This is a genomic window from Phytohabitans maris (assembly GCF_031085175.1).
GTDB lineage: Bacteria > Actinomycetota > Actinomycetes > Mycobacteriales > Micromonosporaceae > Phytohabitans > Phytohabitans maris.
In genome coordinates, this window is sequence record NZ_JAVHUY010000029.1 from 83,194 (window position 1) to 105,355 (window position 22,162).

General features: G+C 72.8%; 20 protein-coding genes. 12 read left to right on the forward strand and 8 right to left on the reverse strand.

Annotation, left to right across the window (positions count from 1 at the left end; all coding sequences use genetic code 11):
* Nucleotides 1-67 precede the first annotated feature (67 nt).
* From RB614_RS27640 to RB614_RS27655, 4 genes are all read left to right on the forward strand, one after another.
* Nucleotides 68-1,453 carry a nitronate monooxygenase gene (locus RB614_RS27640; RefSeq protein WP_308715623.1) on the forward strand — a complete coding sequence of 462 codons (1,386 nt, stop codon included), beginning with the start codon at nucleotides 68-70 and terminating at the stop codon, nucleotides 1,451-1,453.
* Nucleotides 1,454-1,628: 175 nt separating this feature from the next.
* Complete coding sequence (locus RB614_RS27645; protein WP_308715574.1) at nucleotides 1,629-2,663, forward strand: hypothetical protein; 1,035 nt, start codon at nucleotides 1,629-1,631, stop codon at nucleotides 2,661-2,663.
* Between the two features lie 195 nt (nucleotides 2,664-2,858).
* Entirely contained in the window at nucleotides 2,859-3,587 is a 729-nt protein-coding gene (locus RB614_RS27650; protein WP_308715575.1) for a DUF4386 domain-containing protein, read from the forward strand.
* Nucleotides 3,588-3,671: 84 nt separating this feature from the next.
* Nucleotides 3,672-4,262 carry a DinB family protein gene (locus RB614_RS27655; protein ID WP_308715576.1) on the forward strand — a complete coding sequence of 197 codons (591 nt, stop codon included), beginning with the start codon at nucleotides 3,672-3,674 and terminating at the stop codon, nucleotides 4,260-4,262.
* A gap of 74 nt (nucleotides 4,263-4,336) precedes the next feature.
* Here RB614_RS27655 and RB614_RS27660 read toward each other — a convergent pair whose 3' ends face one another.
* From RB614_RS27660 to RB614_RS27670, 3 genes are all read right to left on the reverse strand, one after another.
* Nucleotides 4,337-4,957: a dihydrofolate reductase family protein gene (locus RB614_RS27660; RefSeq protein WP_308715577.1), complete on the reverse strand. Its 621-nt coding sequence runs from the start codon at nucleotides 4,955-4,957 to the stop codon at nucleotides 4,337-4,339.
* Between the two features lie 111 nt (nucleotides 4,958-5,068).
* Nucleotides 5,069-6,442, reverse strand: a complete 1,374-nt coding sequence (locus RB614_RS27665; protein WP_308715578.1) for a non-reducing end alpha-L-arabinofuranosidase family hydrolase — start codon at nucleotides 6,440-6,442, stop codon at nucleotides 5,069-5,071.
* Nucleotides 6,443-6,520: 78 nt separating this feature from the next.
* Entirely contained in the window at nucleotides 6,521-8,248 is a 1,728-nt protein-coding gene (locus tag RB614_RS27670; protein WP_308715579.1) for a cellulose binding domain-containing protein, read from the reverse strand.
* A 492-nt stretch (nucleotides 8,249-8,740) separates the two neighbouring features.
* On the opposite strand from RB614_RS27670, the gene RB614_RS27675 reads away from it, so the two are divergent.
* Entirely contained in the window at nucleotides 8,741-10,150 is a 1,410-nt protein-coding gene (locus tag RB614_RS27675; RefSeq protein WP_308715580.1) for an MFS transporter, read from the forward strand.
* Between the two features lie 17 nt (nucleotides 10,151-10,167).
* Here the strand turns inward: RB614_RS27675 and RB614_RS27680 are convergent, their stop codons facing one another.
* The 3 genes from RB614_RS27680 to RB614_RS27690 all read right to left on the reverse strand — a co-directional run bounded on the left by RB614_RS27680 (nucleotide 10,168) and on the right by RB614_RS27690 (nucleotide 13,153).
* Entirely contained in the window at nucleotides 10,168-10,845 is a 678-nt protein-coding gene (locus RB614_RS27680; protein WP_308715581.1) for a tetratricopeptide repeat protein, read from the reverse strand.
* The gene (locus tag RB614_RS27685) at nucleotides 10,745-12,274 is read right to left on the reverse strand and encodes a LacI family DNA-binding transcriptional regulator (protein WP_308715582.1); all 1,530 of its coding nucleotides are present in this window, start codon (nucleotides 12,272-12,274) and stop codon (nucleotides 10,745-10,747) included. Before RB614_RS27685 ends, RB614_RS27680 begins: the two co-directional genes overlap by 101 nt.
* 327 nt (nucleotides 12,275-12,601) lie before the next feature.
* Nucleotides 12,602-13,153: a substrate-binding domain-containing protein gene (locus RB614_RS27690; protein ID WP_308715583.1), complete on the reverse strand. Its 552-nt coding sequence runs from the start codon at nucleotides 13,151-13,153 to the stop codon at nucleotides 12,602-12,604.
* Nucleotides 13,154-13,159: 6 nt separating this feature from the next.
* On the opposite strand from RB614_RS27690, the gene RB614_RS27695 reads away from it, so the two are divergent.
* The 6 genes from RB614_RS27695 (at nucleotide 13,160) to RB614_RS27720 (ending at nucleotide 20,076) form a co-directional block, all read left to right on the forward strand.
* Nucleotides 13,160-15,769, forward strand: coding sequence for a ubiquitin-activating E1 FCCH domain-containing protein (locus RB614_RS27695; protein ID WP_308715584.1), 2,610 nt, complete (start codon nucleotides 13,160-13,162; stop codon nucleotides 15,767-15,769).
* 153 nt (nucleotides 15,770-15,922) lie between these two features.
* A complete protein-coding gene (locus tag RB614_RS27700) occupies nucleotides 15,923-16,471 on the forward strand; it encodes an RNA polymerase sigma factor (protein WP_308715624.1) in 549 nt (182 codons plus the stop codon).
* The gene (locus RB614_RS27705; RefSeq protein WP_308715585.1) at nucleotides 16,468-17,313 is read left to right on the forward strand and encodes a zf-HC2 domain-containing protein; all 846 of its coding nucleotides are present in this window, start codon (nucleotides 16,468-16,470) and stop codon (nucleotides 17,311-17,313) included. Before RB614_RS27700 ends, RB614_RS27705 begins: the two co-directional genes overlap by 4 nt.
* Before the next feature lie 20 nt (nucleotides 17,314-17,333).
* The gene (locus tag RB614_RS27710) at nucleotides 17,334-18,134 is read left to right on the forward strand and encodes an ABC transporter ATP-binding protein (RefSeq protein ID WP_308715586.1); all 801 of its coding nucleotides are present in this window, start codon (nucleotides 17,334-17,336) and stop codon (nucleotides 18,132-18,134) included.
* On the forward strand, nucleotides 18,131-19,492 hold the full coding sequence (locus tag RB614_RS27715; RefSeq protein ID WP_308715587.1) for an ABC transporter permease: 1,362 nt from the start codon (nucleotides 18,131-18,133) through the stop codon (nucleotides 19,490-19,492). Before RB614_RS27710 ends, RB614_RS27715 begins: the two co-directional genes overlap by 4 nt.
* Nucleotides 19,489-20,076 carry a hypothetical protein gene (locus tag RB614_RS27720; RefSeq protein WP_308715588.1) on the forward strand — a complete coding sequence of 196 codons (588 nt, stop codon included), beginning with the start codon at nucleotides 19,489-19,491 and terminating at the stop codon, nucleotides 20,074-20,076. Before RB614_RS27715 ends, RB614_RS27720 begins: the two co-directional genes overlap by 4 nt.
* A 115-nt stretch (nucleotides 20,077-20,191) precedes the next feature.
* Here the strand turns inward: RB614_RS27720 and RB614_RS27725 are convergent, their stop codons facing one another.
* A complete protein-coding gene (locus RB614_RS27725) occupies nucleotides 20,192-20,728 on the reverse strand; it encodes a hypothetical protein (protein WP_308715589.1) in 537 nt (178 codons plus the stop codon).
* A gap of 124 nt (nucleotides 20,729-20,852) precedes the next feature.
* Between RB614_RS27725 and RB614_RS27730 the strand changes: the two genes are divergently transcribed.
* Entirely contained in the window at nucleotides 20,853-21,293 is a 441-nt protein-coding gene (locus RB614_RS27730; RefSeq protein WP_308715590.1) for an Hsp20/alpha crystallin family protein, read from the forward strand.
* Between the two features lie 429 nt (nucleotides 21,294-21,722).
* Here RB614_RS27730 and RB614_RS27735 read toward each other — a convergent pair whose 3' ends face one another.
* A complete protein-coding gene (locus RB614_RS27735; RefSeq protein ID WP_308715591.1) occupies nucleotides 21,723-22,145 on the reverse strand; it encodes a CBS domain-containing protein in 423 nt (140 codons plus the stop codon).
* Between the last annotated feature and the right edge of the window lie 17 nt (nucleotides 22,146-22,162).

A 22,162-nucleotide genomic window follows, 5' to 3' on the forward strand; every position in this document is an offset into this window, starting at 1 on the left:
TGGTGACGTACGGGGCGGCCGCCTCGTGTGGGGTGGCCGGGACCTGCCGGCCATCGTCCAGGGCGGCATGGGCGTCGGCGTCTCCGGCTGGCCGCTGGCTCGCGCGGTCGCGCGGGCCGGCCAGTTGGGTGTGGTGTCCGGGGTGGCGCTGGACGCGTTGCTGACCCGCCGGTTGCAGCGCGGCGACCCGGGCGGCCACCTGCGCCGGGCGCTCGACCGCTTCCCGGACCGCGCGCTCGCCCAGCAGATCCTGGACCGGTTCTTCGTGCCCGGCGGGATACCGGAGGGCCAGCCGTTCCGGCCGATCCAGCACATCGGCGTCTCGCCGCGGCGGCAGGCGCAGCAGCTGGCCGTGGTGGGCAACTTCGTCGAGGTGTTCCTGGCCAAGGAAGGCCACCACGGTCCGGTCGGCATCAACTACCTGGAGAAGATCCAGCTGGCCACCCCGGCGGCGCTGTACGGGGCCATGCTGGCCGGCGTCGACGCCGTCCTGATGGGTGCCGGGCTGCCCACCGAGATCCCGCGACTGCTCGACGCGCTCGCCCGGCACGCGCCGGCCACGCTGCCGATCGCGGTGGACGGCGCCCCGGCCGGCGAGCGGCACACCGTCCACATCGAACCGGCCGCGCTGCTCGGCGCGGTGCCGCCGCCGCTGCACCGGCCGCGGCTGCTGGCGATCGTCTCCTCCGCCGCCCTGGTCGGCTACCTGACCAGGGACCCCGCGACCCGCCCGGACGGGTTCGTGCTGGAGACCCCGGTGGCCGGCGGGCACAGCGCCCGCCCCCGCGGACGGCTCACCCTGACCGGGGCCGGCGAGCCGATCTACGGACCCCGCGACCAGATCGACGTGGCGAAGGTCCGGGCCGCCGGCCTGCCGTTCTGGCTCGCCGGCGGGTACGCCACTCCGGCCCGGCTGGCCGAGGCCCGCGCGGCGGGCGCCGCTGGGGTACAGGTGGGCACGGCGTTCGCGCTGTGCCGCCAATCGGGCCTGGACCCGCGGATCCGGCAGCGGCTGCTGGCCGCCGCGGCCGGCGGCACCCTGACGGTGCGCAACCACCCCGCCGCCTCACCGACCGGCTTCCCGTTCAAGGTCGCCCACCTGCCCGGCACCGTGTCCGAGCAGGACGTGTACGCCGCCCGGCCGCGCCGCTGCGACCTCGGCTACCTGCGCGGCCCCTACCGCAAGCCGGACGGGAAGATCGGCTACCGCTGCCCGGCCGAGCCGATCGAGACGTTCGCGCGCAAGGGTGGCGACCCGGCCGACGCGGTCACCGCCCGATGCCTGTGCAACGGGCTGACCGCCACCATCGGGCTGGGCCAGCACCGCGCCGACGGCTACCGCGAGCCGCCGCTGGTCACGCTCGGCCAGGATCTGGCGTTCCTACCCCACGTGCTGCGCGACGGGGGCTACGACGCCGTGGACGTCATCGAGTACCTCCTCAGCGCCGGTTGACGCCAGGCCGACCGGCGGCTCGCGTCCTGTCGGTTCGCTTCCGCGACCCCGCCGCGGTGGCGGCCGTGACCTGGGCGCTGCGTGTCTGGTACCGAGGTGGCCAGGCCGGGACTGATCCGCGGGCGTCGATGGTGCGGATATGAAGAGAGAGACCCCGCACAGGAGGGACATCGGCATGCTTTCGACAGCGCGCCGCCGCATCCGTTCGGCGGTCACCGGCGTGGTCGTGCTTTCGGCGGTCACGGTGAGCGCGGCCGGCGCCGCCGCGCGGCAGACCCCGGCAGCGGCTCCGGGCGACCGGGTGGCCCGGCTCGGCGCCAGCGGCGGCCTCGGCGTCGTTGCCCGTCTCGGCCAGGGCGCCGGCCCGTCTTCGCCGTTCCCGGGCTTCGTGCTGGAGCGGGGGCGCTACACCGGCTTCGACCCGCCGCCGGCCGCCACGGGATTCCTCGCCGCCGGCATCAACGACAGTGGCCAGATCAGCGGCGAGTACTTCGGGCCGAGCAGCGAGTCCGGGTTCCTGCGGGACCGGCGCGGCGCGATTACCAAGATCGACATTCCGGGCGCGACGGCCACCGAGGTCGTCAAGATCAACGATCGTGGTGTGGTCGCCGGCGCGTACAGCCGGACCGTCTCGTTCCTGAGCGACCCCGACGGGATGGCGCACGGGTTCCTGCTCGACCGCGGCAAGGTCACCACGATCGACGTACCCGGTGCGGCCCAGACCGAGGCGTCCAGCGTCAACGACCGCGGGCAGGTGGTGGGCATCTACGTCTCCGGCGCCGGCGACCAGCACGGCTTCCGCTGGGACAAGGGCCGGTTCACCACGCTCGACGTCCCCGGCGCCGCCTTCACCGAGCCCATCGACATCAACGACCGCGGGCAGGTCGTCGGCATCTACGGCCGGCCGGGCGCGGCGGCGATCCACGGCTTCCTCTGGGACAGAGGCAGGTACACCACCGTCGACATCCCCGGCGCCTCGATCACCATCCTCTTCGGCATCAACGACCACGGCCAGATCGTGGCCAGCACCCTCACCGACGCGCCCACCCTGGCCGGCGCCCGCGGGTTCCTGTTCGGTCGGGGCGCCCTCGGCCCGGTCACCCCGATCCGCTTCCCGGGCGCGCCCAGAACCCTGGCGACCGGCATCAACGACCGCGGCCAGATCGTCGGCGCCTACGAGAACCCCGACGCGTCCGGCTCGGAGTCCTGAAGGGACGGCCGTCGTGGCCGGCGGCACCCCGCTACGGCTCGGGCGCCGCTATCCAGGCGGCGTTCTGGGCGCGGGAGTCGACGCCGAGCTTGTTGAGGATGCTGGTCGATATCGGCCCACGCTGCGGCCACCTACTCCGGCGAGCGCCGGTGAGCGCGCACCGCCGACACGGCCGCGGCGGAGAGGAGGAACGAGATGACGACACCGAATTCCCTCGCGAGGACCGCGGGGGTGCTCTACCTACTCATGGTGATCGCGGGCGCGTTCGGGGTGATCGTGTTCGCCGCCGTCGTCGAACCCGGCGACGCCGCCGCCACCGCGGACAACATCCGCGCCTCGGCCGGGCTGTTCCGCGCCGGCTTCCTCAGCTACCTGCTGGGCGGGCCGTGCTTCGTGCTCGCCGGGATCGTCCTGTACGGGCTGCTCAAGCACGTCGACCGGCTCGCCGCGATCGCGATGGTCACGCTCAACGCGATCGGCACCGCGACCGCCTGCCTCAGCCTGCTCAACTGGTACACCGCGATCGCCGTCGCCACCGGCGACACCTACCCGCGGACCTTCGGCGAGGCCGGCGCGGACGCGCTGACCCTGCACTACCTCGACATGTACGACACCGGGGTCGGCATCGCGTTCGTCTTCGACAGCCTGTGGCTGGTACCGCTGGGATACCTGATGATCAGGTCCGGCTACTTCCCCAAGGCGCTGGGCGTCGCGCTGATCGTGGGCTGCGCCGGCTACCTCGTCAACGACGTCTTCATCGCGTTCCTCGCAACGGAGGCCGCGAGCACCACCGGCATCGGCCTGCTGCTGACCGCGGTCGCCGGGCTCTCGGAGATCGCGTTCGTGGCCTGGCTGCTGGCCAAGGGGGTGCGGACGCCCACACCCGCCCGCGGTCCCGCGGTCGCCGCCGCCACCGCGTCATGACGGCTGGGCTCGACCGGCGCCACGGGCCAGGGCAGGCCGTGGCGGAGCCGGTGTCCGGCCGTCCGCCGGGGCAGACTGGCGGGCATGGCTGACATGGGCGACCCGAAGACCGTGCTGCACCACTACCTCCAGGCGACCCGCGACGCCCTGATCTGGAAGCTCGACGGGCTGGGCGAACGCGATGCCAGACTGCCCCGCACCCCGACCGGCAACAACCTGCTCGGCCTGATCAAGCATTGCCTCAACGTCGAAGCCGGCTACCTCGGGCCCACCTTCGGGCGCGAGTTCCCGACGCCCGAGGAGCTGGTCCCTTCGGACGCGTACGACGAGGATCCCCAAGCGGACTGGTACGCGCGGGAGGACGAGACGAAAGACGGGCTGATCGACCTCTACCGGCGGGTCGCGGCCTTCGCGGACGAGACGATCGAGCGGCTACCGCTCGACGCCCCGGGGCGGGTGCCGTGGTGGCGGCCCGACAGCCAGGACGTGACCCTGCGACGGATAATCGTCCACGTGATCTACGACCTCACCCGTCACGCGGGCCAGGCCGACATCATGCGCGAGCAGCACGACGGGGCGGTCGGCTTGCGGCGGGAGAACACCAACGTGCCCGACGACCAGGACTGGCCGGCGTACGTCGCGAAGCTGACCGCGCTCGCCGACCGGTTCGGGTAGCCGCGGGTCTCGCCGATACGGTGGCGGTGCCTTTCGGGCCCACCGCCGTAGCCGTCTGTCGCGTCGCCGTGGGCTCAGGACAGCACGCGGTAGGTCACGTGCGTGACCAGGCGCGCCGCCCGCGACTTCACCTGTTCGAGCCGCAGCGGCGGGACGCCCTCGAAGATCCGCGTACCGGCGCCGAGCGTGAGCGGCACGATGTGCAGCCGCAGTTCGTCGATCAGGCCGGCCGCGAGGTACTGGTTGATCGTGGTCGCGCCGCCCATGATCGCGACATCGCCGTCGCCGGCCGCCGCGCGGGCCTGGGCCAGTGCGGACTCGATCCCGTCGGTGACGAAGTGGAACGTGGTGCCCCCCTTCATCGGCTGCGGCTCGCGCGCGTGGTGGGTGAGCACGAAGACCGGCGCGTGGTACGGCGGATCCTCGCCCCACCAGCCGTTCCACTGCCGATCCCACCCGCCCCGCACCGGGCCGAACATGTTGCGGCCCATGATGAACGCCTTGGCCGCGGTCATCTCGTCGATCTCGGCCTGGTTCTCCTCGGGTGTGTCGGCGTACCAGGCGTGCAGCTTGTCGCCCCAGCCGTCGCCGCCGTCGTCGCCGAACGGGCGTTCCTCGGACTGGTTGAGCCCGGCCGAGTACCCGTCGGCCGAGATCGTGATGCCGCACACCACCCTGCCCGTGGGTTCGCTCATCGCTCTCTCCTTACCCTCAGCGCGATCGCCCGCTCGACCGTACCGACCCGTGCACGCCGCGGTGCCGGCCGGGCGGGCTCGGCCGGGTGCCGAGCCCGCCGTCGCGGGTCGCTAGCGTTGCAGGGTCAGCAGGCCCGGCCGGTAGGGCAGTAGCCCGTAGTCGCCGCCGGAGCTGGGGGAGCGTCCCTGGTAGAGCAGCCGCAGGTCGCAGGGGTCGACGGTCATGGTCTGGTCGGCGTTGGCGCGGATCAGTTCGCCGTGGCTGATGTCGTTGGTCCAGGTGGCGCCGCTGTTGGCCTTCCCGGCGAACGGGTTGCTCTCGGTCGCGGCCTGTGGCGTCCACGATCCGTTCAGGCTGGTGGCCGTGAAGGAGCGGAAGTAGCGGCCCTGGGCGCCGATCGCCTCGACGAGCATGAGGTACCGGTTTTGCCCCTGGAGCTTGTAGACCTGGACCGCCTCGAACAGGTTGTTGGTGCTGTCGCTCATGATCACGGTCGAGGAGGAGCCGAAGCTGCCGGGGAAGTTGCCGATGGGCATGCTGGCCCGGTAGATCTTGCCGTTGTCGCCGGCGAAGAACAGGTACATGGTCGTGTCGTCGCCGATGAGTGCCTGGTCGATGGGTCCGGTGCTGGAGCCGGTGATGCTGCCGGTGAAGAGTGTCTGATGGGCTGACCAGGAGCTCACGTTGGTGGGGTCGCTGGAGGTCCGGTAGGAGAAGGCGGGGCCGCCCCACTGGTACGCGAGCACCCAGACGTTGCGCGGGGCGAAGTAGAACAGCGACGGGGCGACGGCGGAGAACGGCATCTGGTTCTGGCTGGCCGAGGCCATGTCGGACCAGTTGGTGAAGAGGCCGAAGTTCATCGAACCCCACGACGTGCCGGTGTCGTGCGTCGTGGCGTAGACCAACTGCCTTCCGTTGTACGGGGCGTGGGTGAAGTCCTTGAGCGAAACCCACCCCGACCTCGGCTGCGCCAGCGCACCCGTCGACGTCCACCGGTAGCTCGACGGAAGCGAGCACGTGCCGGTCGGCGGCGGTGTGGTCGGCGGTGCGGTGGTCGGTGCCGGGCTACCGGTACACGCGGTGCCGTTCAGCGCGAACTGGGTGGGCACCGGGTTCGAGCCGTTCCAGGAGCCGTTGAACCCGAAGGCGGTGGTGCCGTTGGTGGGGATGCCGCCGTTGTAGCTGGCGTTGGTGACCGTGACCTGAGCACCGGACTGGGTGACCGAGCCGTTCCAGAGCTGGGTGACGGTCTGCCCGGCGGCGAACGACCAGGTGAGCCGCCAGCCGTTGACGGGGTCGCCGAGGTTGGTGATGGTGACGTTGGCGCCGAAGCCACCCTGCCAGGAACTGGCGATGGCGTAGTCGACGCGGCAGCCGGCGGCCGCCTGGGCGGTGTTGGCGGTCAGCACCGCGGTGGCCCCGGCCACGGTCAGGCCGACGGTACAGACGGCGACCAGCCGGGACCGGATACGGGGGAACTTCATCGGGATCCTCCATAGGGGACGGAGCTTGTTCACGTTCACATGTCATTTCCGGGCGCGCGATGCGCCTCGCGGTGGGCTTCAGAGCGTGAACACGACCGTGGAGACGCTGCGTGCGCCGACGTTCACGGTGACCTGTCCCGCGTTCACGGTGGTCGGCTGGCTGGCCGCGTTGGCGTTCCGCGAGGTGAGGTAGTGCTCGGCGCGGGTGACGTTCCGCGGAGCCTGGATCACCGCGTGGTCGACCGCGCTGGTCGACCGGTTGAGGATCACCAGCGTGATCTTGCCGCCGCCCTGGTAGGCGGTCACTTCGAGCGGCGAGGCCTTGGAACTCTTGGTGAGGGCGACCCGCTGATAGCCGGGGCGGACGTACTTGGCGTACTGGGAGAACGCGTACCCGCGCTTGAGCGGAGCCCCCGCGGTGGTGCCGTAGGCCGCCTCACCGTCGCCGATGAAGGAGTAGAAACGCTTGCCGTACCACCAGATGTAGGCGCTCCAGTTGGATTCCATCGACTTGTGCACGGTGCGCATGATGTCGTCGAGCGTCTCGTCCCAGACCGCCTGGTTGCCGGGGTCGCCCCAGATGTTGGAGCCGCTGCCGTCGGCCTCGTGGTGGTTCCATTCGGTCATCCACACCGGCTTGTCGTTTTGGGCGGCCAGCGGGTACGGCGCCAGCCGGCCGGCGCTCTCGGTGCCGTAGAGGTGGCCGCCGATGTAGCCGATGTTGTTTCGAGCGGTCGCGTCGTTCAGGGTCGGATCGGTGTAGCCGTAGTTCAGGTTCACCGCCTCGGCGACCATCAGCCTGGTGTTCTGCACCCGCGCGCCCTGGTCGCGTACGAAGTCGCGCAGCTCGGTGCCGCTCCAGTCCATCGAGTCGTAGTCCGGGTGCCAGTCCGGCTCGTTCTGCACGGAGGTGACGTCGACCGTCACACCCTGGTTACGCATGTACTGGACATAGCTGTTCAGGTGGTTCGCGTAGTCGTCGTAGTAGTCGGTCCTCAGCTTGCCGCCGTTGGTCCGGCTGTTGTTCGTCTTCCACGCCGCCGGTGCCGTCCAGGGCGACGCCAGGATCTTCACGTCCGATCCGTAGGACTTCGCCGTCCTCAAGGCGTCCGCGTGGGTGGACCACTCACTGGATACCGGCGAGATGCCGGTGCGCACGATCGACAGGCCCAGCTGGTTGGCGCCGAGCCCGACCAGCGTCTGCGTCTCGGCCGTCGACCAGGCGCCGCCCCAGATCGCCGTCGCGGCCCCGAACCCGTCGATCGTCTGGTACCGGGTGGCGCTGTTCACCGTGATGTCCGCCGCCGCGGTGGGAGGCACGGTGGTCGGGCCCGTGGTGGGAGGTGCGGTGGGCGGGCCGGTGGTCGGAGGTGCGGTGGTCGGTGCCACCCCGCCGGTACACGCCACACCGTTCAGCGCGAAGCCGGTCGGAGCGGGGTTGCTGCCGGTCCACGAGCCGTTGAAGCCGAACGAGGCCGTGCCGCCGGTCGCGATCGACCCGTTGTAACCGACGTTCCGCGCGGTGACCGCGGCGCCGCTCTGGGCCAGCGCGGTGTTCCAGGCCTGCGTGACGGTCTGGCCGGCACTGTAGGACCAGGTCAGCGTCCAGCTCGTGACCGGGTCACCGAGGTTGGTGATGGTGACGTTGGCGCCGAAGCCACCCTGCCACTGCGACGACACGGTGTAGTTCACCGAGCAGCCGGCGGCCGCGGCCCGGGCCGGAAGCGCCGCGGCGACCGCGGTCGATGCCAGCGCGACCGCGCCGGCCGACACCAGCGCCGCCGTTGTCACTCTGGGTCTCTTCATGGAACGTCTCCTGAAATAGGGTGTTCGGATAGCGCTTGGCGGCCGCGGCGGTCAATTGGCGCGGGCGATCACACATTCTGCTCGGCGAATGGATATTTTCGACAGACTCTCTTTCAGCGGTATTCACCGTCGTCCAGGAAGCGAGAAGGATGCACGGCCTGTTCGGTGGGGGCGGCCGGCTCTGGCATAGGCGGTCGTGGGTGCCCTTTCCCTGACCGCGCCCGACTCCAGATAGTTGGAAGTATCGATCGAACGGGCTGGAGTTGACAAGAGTTGGCAATGATTGTCGCCGTGGAGCCGCACCGCGTTGACGCATGGAGCTACGACAATGTCGAATGCCGGCTTTCGAGCGAGCCCGCCAGCGCCGGGCGGGTGGCTCCACGGCGTTCGGCGCGTGGAGCCGCCACACCGCGGCGGCCGGCACGCGTTTGGCGTAGGCGCGGCCGGGAATGTGGCTCTTCCGCCAGGACAGGCCGTGGGAGGGCGTACGAGATGAGCGACGACGCTGGTCGGGACGGCGCGGCGGCGACCCCCGCCCCGGGCGCGGTGACGGTCGTGCGCCTCGGCAGCCTGCGGCGTACCGTCGCGGCGACCGCGGTCGGCAACATGATCGAGTGGTACGACTTCGGGGTCTTCAGCTTCAGCGCCGTGACGATCGGGCAGGTGTTCTTTCCCGAGGCCAGCCGGTCGGCGCAGCTCATCTCGGCGCTCGCGACCTTCGCCGCGGCCTTCGTCGTCCGGCCTCTGGGCGGCATCTTCTTCGGCCCGCTCAGCGACCGGATCGGGCGCAAGCGGGTGCTCGTGCTGACCGTGATCACGATGGCGTTCGGCACGTTCGCCGTCGGGCTGCTCCCCGGCTATGCCCAGATCGGCGTGTGGGCCCCGGTGCTGCTGCTGGTGGCCCGGCTCATCCAGGGCTTCTCCACCGGGGGTGAGTACGGGTCGGCGATGACGTTCATCGCCGAGCACTCACCCGACCGCCGGCGGGGCTTCGTGGCCAGCTGGCTGGAGTTCGGCACGCTGGCCGGTTTCGTGCTGGGTGCCGCGCTGGTGACCGTCCTGACCACCGTGCTGTCCAGCGGCGCCCTCGACTCCTGGGGCTGGCGGATCCCGTTCCTCGTCGCCGGCCCGCTCGGCCTCGTCGGCCTGTACCTGCGGCTGCGGCTGGCCGAGACGCCCGCCTTCGAGCACCTGGAGAACCGGGCGCCGGCGCGCCCCACCGGGCTGCGCAAGGAGGTCGCCGACCTGGCCCGCAACCAGCGCCGCCCGGTGCTGATCTGTCTCGGCCTCGTCCTCGTGCTGAACGTGAACAGCTACATCCTCACCGCGTACATGCCCAACTACCTGTCGGCGCAGCTCGGCTTCTCCCAGACCAGGTCGCTGGTCGTGGTGCTGGTCGTGCTGGCGATCCTCATGGTGCTGCTGCAGTTCGCCGGGCGGCTCTCCGACCGTATCGGGCGCCGGCCGGTCATGATGACCGGCTGCGTCCTGCTCGTCGCCCTCTCCGTGCCGGCCTTCCTGATCATCCAGCAGCGCACGCTGGCCGCCGTACTCGTCGGCACGCTGCTGATCGGCCTGATGTACCTCTGCTTCGACAGCACCGAGCCGGGTACCTTGCCGACGCTGTTCCCCACCCCGGTACGGGCCGGCGCGCTCTCCATCACGTACAACGTCTCCACCTCGCTGTTCGGCGGTACGACGCCGGTGATCGCCGCGACCCTGGTCGACGCCACCGGCAGCCTGCTCGCGCCCGGCTTCCTGCTGGCCGCCGCCGGGCTGCTGGGCGGGATCGCGGTGTACCTCGCGCCGGAGACCGCCCGCCGGCCCATGCCGGCCGCGCCGCCGGTGGCCGTGAGCGAACAGGAGGCGGCCGCGATCCGGCACGGCTCACCGGCATCGTGACCCGGTCCCCGGCGCCCTCAGCCAGGACCGGACTCCCGTGCCCTGCCGGCCTGTATGGCGCGGATGGTCTCGACCACGGACGCGGGTGTCGCCTCGCCGGTCACTCGCCGCCAGGCGGCGTGAAGCGCGTCCCACCCGAGCTTTTCGGTGAGCTGGGCCAGGTTCCAGGGGGCAGGCCCCGCGGCGCGGTGGGGGAACGACGGGAACAGCGCGGCGCACCGGATCGTCCATTCCAACGCGACGACCGGCGCATCCCGCCGCAGGGCGAGCAGCCCGAGCTGCCCGTAGGTCATCGCCAGGCGCGGCACGTCCGCGAGCTGCTCCCGGATCGCTCGGGCGCGCTCCAGCCGCTCTCCGGCCGCGTCCAGCTCACCGCGGTCCTGGGCCACGATGCCGAGATGGTGATGGTAGGCGGCGGTGCTGGCCTGGTCGCCGCGGCGCTCGGCGGTGGTCAGGCCACGCTGATACCAGTGTTCGGCGGCGTCCAGATCCCCCCTGGCATGGGCGACGAAGCCGAGTTGGAAGCAGCTGATGTCGACGTCGGTCTGGTCGTCGAGCTGCTCGGCACCGGCCAGCGCGCGCTGGTACCACTGTTCAGCGGTGTCCAGATCCCCTTGGGCCTGGGCGGCGAGACCGAGCTGGTGGTACCTGGCAACCGAACGGTGCTGGTCGTCGAGCGGCTCGTTGACGGTCATGAATCGTCGATACCACCGTCCGGTCGCCGTCACAAATGCCAGCCGGCCGGCGACCACGTCGACGGCGGCAAACGGTGATGCGGGCCAACCTCACGCTCGCGCCGTAGCGACCCGGTCGGTGCCGGGTGAGGGGGCGCGAGACGGCATCGCGGGTGGCGCGGTGCTTTCCCGGACGATGAGGGTGGTGGCGACCTCGACGCGGTCGTGGCCGAGCGGTTGGCCGGCGGCGATCGTCAGCACCAGTCTGGCCGCGGTGGCGCCCATTTTCGGTGAAGGGCTGGCGCACGGTGGTCATGGCTGGGCCGCACCAGAGGGTGGGGGCGATGTCGTCGAAGCCGACGACGCTGAGGTCGTCCGGGATCCGGCGGCCGGCTTGGCGGGCCGCCTCGTAGACGCCGAGCGCTTGCAGGTCGTTGCCGCAGAGGACGGCGGTGGGCGGGTCGGCGAGGCGCAGCAGCTCGCGTCCGTGGTTGAGGCCGTCTTCGTAGGCGAACCACAGTCCGGTGCGGACCAGTCGCTGGTCCAGCGGCACCCCTTCGGCGTCCAGCGCGGCGCGGATGCCGTCGAGGCGGGCGCGGGCGCAGAGCCGGTCCGGTGGCCCGGTGATGACGCCGATGTGGCGGTGGCCGAGGTCGAGCAGGTGCCGGGTGGCGGCCAGCGCGCCGTTCCAGTCGGTGGCGCCGACCGAGGGGACCGGGTGTTGGGGTTCGCCGGTGGGGTCGAGCGCGACGAGTGGGATGGCGCTGGCGGTCAGCAGCGCGTGCGGCTCGGTGGGGGAGCTCAGGTGGACGGTGACGACGCCGGTGGGGCGCCGGGCCAGCAGGTCCTGCGCCCAGGAGCGGTGGGTGGACAGTTGGAGCACGTCGGTGAAGCCGACCGAGAGGTGGTGGGCGCGGGCGATCTGTTCCACGCCGTGCAGCACGGCGACGGCCAGGTGGCTGAGCATGCCGTAGAAGACGACCTCGATGCTCGCCGTCCGGGCGGGCGTATCGGGCCGGCGGTAGCGGTGCTCGCGGAGCACGGTCTCCACCCGGCGGCGGGTCTCGGCCGCCACGCCGGACCGTCCGTTGAGCACTTTGGAGACCGTCGCGGTGGAGACGCCGGCGAGCCGTGCGATCGTGGCCCCGGTCAGGTCACCGCCGCCGCGCTGGCCGGTGGCGGTGGGCGTGGCCGCGGTGTCGCCGGGCGGCGCGGGTGGGCGCGGTGCGGTGCGGCCGGCCCGGTGCGCGTCGACCGCGCGCACCAGGCGGGCGCGGACGGCCTCGGCGTCCATCGCCGCGGTCGGGCCGGCCGGCACCGTCTCCACCAGGTAGCGGCGCTTTCGGGTGACCGGGTCGACGCCGGCGTAGACCCGCACCCGCAGCGAACCACTGGGCAGCTTTTCGATCTCGCCGCGCGGGCCGGGGTATCCCGCGGTCGGGTCAGGCATGGAGCCACGATACCAAAGAAGTAGCTCCATATAGCCATAAGTCTATAGATGCGGCGTGGACACCGCGGGGCCGGCGGTCGTGGGTCCTGCCTCGGCCAGGATTTCGGTCGACACCGCTAACCGTTTCCGGCGAGCGGCAGGCGGACCGCACGCGCGGGTGCTTTCCCGCGGGCACCGCCCCGCGGGTCGGCGAGCTGGCGCTCGCCGAAGACGGCCCGCCGGCTCCCCGCAGGGGCCGGGGTGAGATCGCGCCCCGCGGCCGGTGAGGCCGCGGGAGCAACGGTCCGGACCACGGCGGACGTCGCGGTAGCCCACATTCCTTCGCTGCTACTGGCGGGGCGGGGCGACTGTCGCCTCCAGGGTGTGCGTGCAGGGCACCAGGACCTGCCGCTCGTAGTCGCCGTCCGGGTCGGTGAGCAGCGCGGTCAGCAGCCGTACCGCTCGGCGGCCCATCGGGTTGCGCGGGATGTGCAGCGACGCCCACGGACCCGGGCCGATCTCGCTGCCCGGGTCGTCGACGAGCAGCACCACGGAGAGGTCGGCCGGGATCGAGAGGCCGCGCAGCTTGACCATCGCGGCCAGTACGCGCAGCAGGTTGACCGACTCGACGAGGATCGCGGTGGTCCCCTCGGCGAGGGTGCTGTCCAGCCACTGCGCGGTCAGGTCCTCGGGCCGGACGCAGGCGGGTGCCGGCACGGCCAGGCCGAAGCGGTCGAGCGCGGCGGAGAAGCCCTCCCACCGGTCGACCTCCGGCTCGTGGCGCGTCGCCTCGCCGAGGTACGCGAAGCCGCGGTGACCGAGCGCGACCAGGTCGTCGACGATCCGTCCGGTCGCCGCGCGGTAGTCGCCGCCGACGTAGCAGATTTCGGTGCCGGGCACCTCGCGGTGTCCGATGTAGACGAAGGCGTGCCCGTCGTCGGCCAGCCGGGTCAGGTCGTCGAGGTTGGCGTGGCGAGCTTCCCCACCGACTCGTGGCTCAACACCGTCTACAACGGAGGGATCTTCGCGATCCCGATCCCGCGGGCCGTCGTGGGCACCATCATGTTCGCCCGGCAGGACATCATCCGCCAGCGCGGCCTGCCGGCGGCGCCGGCCAGCTACGCCGAGTTTCACGAGCTGGCCCGCGGCCTGTCCGACGCCAGGTCCAACCGGTGGGCGTTCGGCCAGGTGAAGCAGGTCATCGTGTACATCGGGAACATGCTCGACGTGCCGAACGTGTGGCGCGAGCAGGGCGGCAGGTTCACCCACGAGATCGAGACGCCCGAGCGCAAGCGGGCGGTGGGCCTGGCCGCCGACATGTTCAAGGAAGGGCTCTTCCACCCCGACGCGCCCGGCAACAAGCTCCAGTACCGCGACCTCTTCGGCGCCGGCACCATCTCGCTCGTCCCGGACGGGTACGCGGCCTGGGACATCCTCGCCAACACGTACCCGGAGGCGGAGGTGGGCGGCATTCCCGAGCCCGGCTTCGACGGCGGGCAGGGCAGCCACCGGGCCGGCACCACCTCGTTCGGGCTGACCGCGTTCAAGAAGACGGACAAGGCGCGGCTGGAGGGCCTGCTGCGGCTCTGCGACTGGCTGGCCGCGCCGCTGGGCACCAGCGAGTACCTGTTCCGCAAGTACGGCGTCGAGGGTGTGGACTTCACCTGGGTGGACGGCAAGCCGAAGCGGGACGCCGGCGCCACCCAGCCGGACGACGGCGGCACCGTCTTCGCCGTCGCCGGCGTCGCCCCCGGCCGGGGGCGACGCCCGGACCCCAACCGCGGCGACCGGGCCGGGGGGGGCTGGCGGGGCACCGGCGCCGAGGACGACTCCGGCCGCCTGCGGGCCGCGGTCGCCGCGCTCCCCGCCGGCGGGATCGTCGAGGTCGGCCCGGGCAAGGTGCGGATCCAGAGCACGGTGCGGGTCGAGCGGGTCCCGGTCGTCTTCACCGGCGCCGGCGCCACCGACAACCTCGACCCGGGTACGCAGTTCGTCGTCGCCACCGGCGACCAGGACGGCTTCCTGCTGCGCGGCGCGCACGGCGGCGGCTTCCGCGACCTGGCGATGCGGGGCGAAGGGCTCACCGGCGGCAACCTCGTCGCGACCGAGCGGATCGGATCGGCCACAGAGGACGGAAACTACCTGCTCACGTTTCTCAACTGCCGCTTCCGCGACGGGTACAACGGCATCCACCTGCGCGCCTGCAACACGGTACGCTTTCACAACTGCGTCTGGAACGGCTTCAACGGCCAGCAGGTGATCCTCCTCAATGGACTGGACACCGCCAACCGCGCCGACCCGGTCGAGTTCGTGCAGTGCGCGATCGCCGCCGGCACCGCCAACCCGGGCACCGACAACATCGTGATCGACGGGCAGGGCGGCTCCATCAAGTTCATCTCGACCGCCGTCCTCTTCGGACGGCACGGCATCTGGATGCGCAACACCACGGGCGAAGGGCTGCCCAAGTTCCTCTACTTCGAGGGCGGAGGCTTCGAGAACGGCCACGGGGTGCCCGTGCTGCTGGAGGCGGGCGGGCAGGCCCAGTTCGCCAACACGTACATCTCCGGCGACGGCGAGCACGACGACGTGCGGATCGGCGAGGGCTTCACCGGCAACGCCACGTTCACCGCCTGCGTCATCCGGGGCAGCGGCCGCAACGGCATCGACCTCGCCTCCACCCGGATCACCGTCACCGGCTGCGTCATCGGCAACAACGGCCGGACGGCGCACCCGGCCTTCGCCCGCCCGGTCGGCGGCGCGGCGGACAACGGCGCCGGCAAGGTACGCGTCACCACCGCCGTACCGCACGGCTGGGAGACCGACGACCGCATCACAGTGCAGGAGGTCGGCGGGACCACCGAGGCGAACGGCAAGTGGCGGATCGCCGTGGTCTCCCCGACGGCGTTCGACCTTCCCGACGTCGCGTTCGCCCACGCGTACACCGGCGGCGGCACCGCCTGGCGCAACGGCGCGGGCATCAACATCCGCGCCACCGCCTCGCGGGTCGTGGTGGTGGGCAACGCGATCGGTTCGCTGCCGGACGGCGCGGCCCGGCAGGACTACGGCGTCGTGAACGCGGCCGCGGACGTGCTCGTCGCCGACAACGACCTGAGCGGCAACACCGCCGGCCCGTACCTGCTGGCCGGCGAGCAGACCGCGCAGACCCGGTTCACCGCGAACAAGGGCGTCGAACAGGTCGACGGGTGGCTCGGCGCCCGCCTGCCCGGCCCCGTCGCCGACGGGCTGTACGACCTCTCCGGACTGCTCTACGTGGACGGACAGCGCCTCAAAGTCACCCGGGTGGTGCGCAAGGTCGGCGCGGGCACCTGCGACGTGCGGCTGGAGACGGCGGGCTCGGCGGCGCTCTCCGCGACCGCCAATGTGCAGACCACGCGGCTGTCCCGCCCGTACACGGTGGATGGTCTGTCCGCACCGCGGCGGCTGCGGCTGCGGGTGTCGAACGCGGCGTCCGCGAGCGACCTGGAGGTGCAGTTCGGCTACCAGGTCGTGGCCTGAGGCTCCCCGCCGGGCGATCCGGCGGCCGAGCGGTTCGCGCCGGCCACCACGGCTCTCGCTTCACGTCACCTGTCCAGCCGCGCCGGTGGCGCGGCTGGATGTGATGTGGGTCACTTGACGGTGAGAACCGTGGCGGTGGCGGCGGTCGTCTGGATGGGTGTGCGGGCGATGGACGAGGAGCGGCTGCTCGAACGGGTGGCCCGGGGTGACCGGGCGGCGTTCGAGGAGCTGTACCGGCGTACCGCGCCGTGGCTGGCGGTCCGGCTGCGGCGCCGGTGCGCCGACGACGAGCTGGTCGCGGACGTGATGCAGGAGACCTACCTGGCGGTGTGGCGGGCGGCGCCGGCGTTCGCCGGGGTGGCGACCGGGGGGAGCGCGGTCGGCTGGCTGTGGACGATCGCGGCCCGCAGGTTGGTCGACGCGTTCCGGCGCCGGGCGCGGCAGGCGCGGCCGCCGGCGCCCGCGACGCTGCCGCCGATGGTGGCACCGCCCGCCGAGGAGGAGGCGCTGCGGGACGCCGTCGGCGACGAGATCGGCGAGGCGCTGCGCCAGTTGGCGCCCGAGCTGCGGCAGGTGCTCCAGGCCCTCGTGCTGGACGGGTTGACGGTGCGGGAAGCCTCGGTGCTGCTGGGAGTGCCGGAGGGAACGGTCAAGACCCGGGCCCGGCGGGCGCGGATCGCGCTGCGGGAGGCGCTGTCATGAGTACGGGCAAGCCGGCGCCGGGGCATGTGCCGGCGCGGTTGTTGGAGCAGTACGCCGCCGGCTCCCCGGACGGCGCCCTCGTGGACGTGTGGTGGGCGGTCGAGGCGCACCTGGAGTCCTGCGGGTCCTGCCGCGACCGGCTCGCGGCGGCGGTCGCGCGGTGCGCTCCCGCGACGGCTTCGCTGGTGGAGCGGGCCTGGGCCGGTCTGGCCGAGCAGGTGACCGGCGGCCCGGAGGCCGCGGCGCGGCGGGGATGGCGACCGGGCCGGACGGTCCGGTGGGCGGCGCCGCCGGTGCTGCCCCGCCTGGCGGCAACCGTGCTGGTGGTGCTGGCGGCGGTCGGCCTGGATCTGGTGAACCAGGCCGGCACCGGCCGGTTCCCGTCGTTGGTGTTGCTGCTGGCGCCGGTGGCGCCGTTGCTCGCGGTGGCGGCGGCCTGGTCGCGCGGGTTGGACCCGGCGCACGAGGTGGTGGTGGCCAGTCCGCGGGCGGGGCTGGATCTGGTGTTGCGGCGGGCCGTGGCGGTGCTCGCGGTGGTGATCCCGGTGCTGGCCGTCGCGGGTTGGCTGGTCGGTGCGTCACCGGCCGGCTGGCTGTTGCCGTGCCTGGCGTTGACGGCTGGGGCCCTGGCGCTCGGCGGCCTGGTGGGGCTGCACCGGGCGGCGACCGGGCTGGGGCTGGCCTGGATCGCCGTGGTCGCCGGGCCGAGCCTGGTCGTCGGCCGGACCCCGGTGCTGCTGGACCCGGCGGCGGTCGCCGTCTGGGCACCGGCCACGGTCGCGGTGACGGTGCTGGTGGTGGTTCGACGCGGCGCGTACACGGCTTTCCCGAGCGGCCGCTAGCCGGTGGAGGAGAACGCGACATGGTGCGATCGGTGAGCGCCGGCGAGACCGCCCCGACCACGTACGCGTGGGCGGTCCACGCCCAACAGCTGCGGGTACGGGCCGGGCGGCGGATGGCGGTCGACGGGCTGGACCTGGCCCTGGGTGAGGGCGTGCACGGCCTGTTGGGTCCGAACGGGGCCGGCAAGACCACGCTGATGCGGGCACTGGCGACGGTGCTGCGACCGGCCGGTGGGACGCTCAGCGTGCTCGGGCAGCGGGTGAACGGGCGCCTGGACCTGCGGCGGCTGCGCCAGCAGATCGGCTACCTGCCGCAGGACTTCGGCTTCTACCGCCGGTTTCGGGTGCGGGAGTTCGTCGAGTACATCGCCTGGCTGAAGCAGATGCCGGCCCGCGACGTTCCGGGTGCGGTGCAGCGCGCGATCGACCGGGTCGGCCTGACCGACCGGGCCGAGCACCGCATGAGGACGCTCTCCGGCGGCATGCGGCGCCGCGTCGGGGTCGCCCAGGCGATCGTGAACGATCCGCGGGTGCTGCTGCTGGACGAGCCGACCGCCGGGCTGGACCCGGACCAGCGGCTGCAGTTCCGGGCGCTGCTGCGCGAGCTCGCCGCCGACACCTGCGTACTGGTGGCCACTCATCTGGTCGAGGACGTGGCGGCCGCCTGCACCGACGTGGTTCTCCTCGACGAGGGACGGCTGGTGTTCCAGGGCGTGCCGGCGGACCTCGCGGCGGCCGCCGGCGGCGACGGACCGGGGGACAGCCCGACCGAGCGCGGCTACTCGGAGCTCATGCGCCGCCACCGGGAAGGGTTGGCATGACCGGACGGATCCTGCGCGTCGAGCTGTGGCGGTCCAACGCCCGCTGGATGGCGCTGTTGCTGCTGCCCGCGGTGATCGGCGTCGGGGAGGCCGGGCGCGGGCTGACCGTGCTGGCCCTGGATCAGCGGCAGGCACTGTTCGGCGCGTTTCCGCTGGCGATGGGGGTGGCCGCCTGGCACGCCCGGCGGGACCGCCGGTCCGGCGTGGAGGAGTTGCTGGCCACCATGCCGCGGCCGCGGTGGCAGCGGGTCCTGCCGGGCGCGGTGGCCCTCGTGATCGGCGCCTTCGCCGCGTTCCTGCTCACCTGCCTGGTCAACGTCGCGCTGGTCGCGAACGCCGGCGGCTACCTCTCGACCGCCTCGCTGCCGATCGTCGCGGTCGGCGCGGTGGCCCTGCTCGCCCCGGTGGCGTTCGGGCTGGCCGTGGGCCGGTGGCTGCCGTTCATGCTGGTCCCACCGGTCCTGATCCTGTACATGGCGATGAACCTGTTCTTCGGCGACACCGAGGCGTACACCGAAGGTCCGGACGCCTCCGGCGAGCCACCGGGCTGGCTGCTGCTGTGGGGCACGCTGCAGTCGGTGGGCACGGAGTTCGACTTCGCCGCGATCACCGCCCGAACCCACCTCGGCCAGGCGCTGTGGCTGGTCGCACTGGCCGCGGCCGGGATCATCCTGTACGCCACCACGCGGCCGGGTGGCCGTGCCGCCGCCGTCGCCGTGGTGGCGGTGGGTGCGGCGGTCGCCGTGCCGGTGCTGCCCGACCGGTACGCCGAGGCCTACGCCCTCGACCCGGGCGCCACCGCGCCGGTCTGCACCCCGCGGCCGCCCCGCGTCTGCGTGACACGAGCGCACCGGGCCGCCCTGCCCGACCTGTCCGGCCCGGGACGGGAGGCGCTGGCGATCCTGGCGGCGAAGCTGCCCGACCCACCCACCTCGGTGACCGAGATCTCGTACGCCGACCCGCCGGCACCCCGGGCCGACACCGTCCACATCGCACTGTGGGTCGGCGGGGACGGCCGGCTCCGCGGGCCCGTGCTCGGGATCGTGCCGGACATCCGGTGGGAGCTGCTGCTCGGCGCGGGCACGCCAAGCTGCGCGGACCCGCCGCCGGGTACCCCGGAACGGCGCCGGTACGACCTGGCCCGGCTCGTCGCCGCCGCCTGGCTGCTGGACCAGGACCCGCCGCCCGCTGACCCGGGTGATCCGGCGCTGGCGAGCCGGACCGAGTCCCTGGCCGCGTACCAGGCGCTGCGCCGGCTGCCGCCGGACCAGCAGCGGACCCGCGTCGCCCAGCTGCGCCGGGCCGAACTGGCCTGCGACAGCGGCGACCGGCTGGACCTGCTGACCGGCCCGCGGTGAGACCGCTGGTGCTGTACCTGCGGTCCCGGCGGGTGCCGACGGCGGTCGCGGCGGCCGCGGCGAGCGTCGCTCTACTGTGGTCGCTCGACCAGACGACCGACCACCGGACGACCGGACTGGTCGCCACGCTGGCCGTGGTCGCCGCCACCGCGGCCTTCGGCACCGGCCTGGCCGGGCACGACCGCGACCTCGACCGGAGCGCCGCGCTCGCCTGGCCGCCCTGGCGCGCCGCCCACGTCGTGGCCGCCGGCGCCATCGTGGTCGGCCTCGTCGCCGCCACCACCGTTACCGGCGAACGGCTCGCCACGGCCAGCCACGTCATCCGCGACACGGCGGGGATGACCGGACTGCTCGCGCTCGGCGCGGCGGCACTCGGCGCCGGCCGGGCCTGGATCCTCCCGCTGACCGCCGCCCTGCTCGGCGAGACCGTCGCGCCGCGGCTCGGGCCGCCACCGCTGGACGGGTACCAGCAGGCACTGACCTGGACACACCAGCCCACCACGTCGACGACGGCCGCCGTCACCGCCGCGGCCCTCGGCGCGACCGGCGTGCTCGTCTACGCCATCGCCGGCCCGCGAACCTAGCCGCTTGGCCGCCGGCGTCGCCGTAGGTACCCCGGCTACCCGGGCGGCCCGCCGCGCGGGCAGCGCCTCGCGACCGGGCTGTGCGCGGGGCCCTTCGGGCAGGCCGTTCTGGTGGTCAGCGCCGGCTGCCGTGCCGGCCGTCCTGGCGGGCCTGGTCGGTGTCGCGGGCGACGTCCGCGACGCGGGCGGCGAGGCCCTCGTGCGTCACCGGCAGGTGCTCGCGGGTGGCGGCCAGCAGCGGGATGAGCGCGGCGGGATCCTCGGTGCCCAGCGCGTCGTGCAGCCGGTCGAGGCTGGGCTGGGCGGCCGGGTCGAGGTCGGTCAGCGCGCTCACCTGGCCGGCGAGCTGGCGCAGGTCGGCGCCGTGCGCGCGGGCCCAGGCGGTGACCGCCCGGTCTCCGGCGCGGCGGTCACGCACGGCCTGCACCCGCTGGTCCTGGGTCGTGCCGGCGTCCGCGTCGGTGCGGTGCAGGCGCAGGTAGCGGCGCTCGGCCGCCTGCCGGCTGGCCACGCCGAGGACCGGTGCGAGCTCGGTCCAGCTCGCACCGGCCGTACGAGCGACGCCGATCAGCTGCGGCTCCCACTCGTCGAGCAGCTTGCGCAGCTCGTGCAGCGCCACCAGGGCCTGCAGCACAGGTTCACGGGCCGGCACCGCCGCACCACCTCCCGGAAGTCATCGCTGCGACGACATAGGGCTTGTCATCGTTCCGATGACATGTTAGAACATTGAGGAGCGCATTGACACCGTCCGTTCGTCGCGTAGGAGGTGGCTTGTCATGTTGATGCGCACCGACCCGTTCCACACCCTGGACCGGATCACCCAGCAGTTCCTCGGCCTCAACGCCCCCGGCACCTGGTCGCGGCCCGCGTCGATGCCGATCGACACATACCGCGCCGGTGACGAGTTCCTGGTCGCCTTCGACCTGCCCGGCGTCAGCCCCGACGCGATCGAGATCGACGTCGAGCGCAATGTGCTGACCGTCCGCGCCGAGCGACGCCCACCCGAGCTCGGCGAGGGTGCGCAGCTCCAGTTCTCCGAGCGCCCGCTGGGTGTCTTCTCCCGGCAGCTGTTGCTCGGCGAGGCCCTCGACAGCGACCACGTCCAGGCCAGCTACGACAACGGCGTGCTGCTGGTTCGCATCCCGATCGCCGAAAAGGCCAAGCCGCGCAAGGTCGCCGTCTCCGTCACCGGCGACCGCAAGGCGATCAACGCCTGATTCCCCCGCGGGCCGGGACGAGCGGTTCGCTCGCCCGGCCCACCACGGTCGCGAGGTGGCGGCGATGTCCGCCGCGACCCGCACCGCGAGCCCTCCCCGAACCCGCGGACCGGCCGCCACCAACCGGCTACCGCGCCACGGCGGCCGGCCCGCCGGCGCCGGGCTGGCCGGCCGCGCCCCGCATCTGGCCGGCCCGGCAACGGTCTCCGCCCGCACACCCGGGAAAGGCAGGTGAGCCATCTCGAACGACACACACCACGACATCGCCGAATCCACGGGTCCCAGCCGGCACGGGCTGGGACCCGTCTGATTCGCCTGGCGCGGCGAGCCCGCACGGGCCGGCCGGGCCCCGGACACCGGCGGACCCGGCGGCGCCGGTGGGGCTGCCTAGCTCGTCAGACTCCGCCGGGGCGGCACGGCGATCACCGCCTACGTGTTTTCCCGGGCCGCGCTGATGTCGGCCAGAACGGAGCCGGAATCCCGCTCGATGGCCACGTCACCCAGCGACAACACCCCCATCAGCTCGCCACCGTCGATGACCGGAATCCGGCGTACCGCTCGCTCGCGCATCACGTCCACGGCCTCGTCGGTGTCGTCCTCCGGCCCGAGGACGGCCAGATCGGGGCTGCACACCTCACCGAGCGTGGTCGCACCGGCGTCCCGGTCGTCGGCCAGGGCGCGCACGACGATGTCCCGGTCGGTGACGATGCCGCGCAACCGCCCGTCGCCGCCGACCACCAGCACGTCTCCGATGTCTTTGGCGCGCATCTGCTTGGCCGCCTCGACCAGCGAGGCGTCCGGCGGCAGCGTCACGGGGTGCGGGGTCATCAGGTCGCGCACTTTCTGCGCCATGGCACACCTCCAGCTAG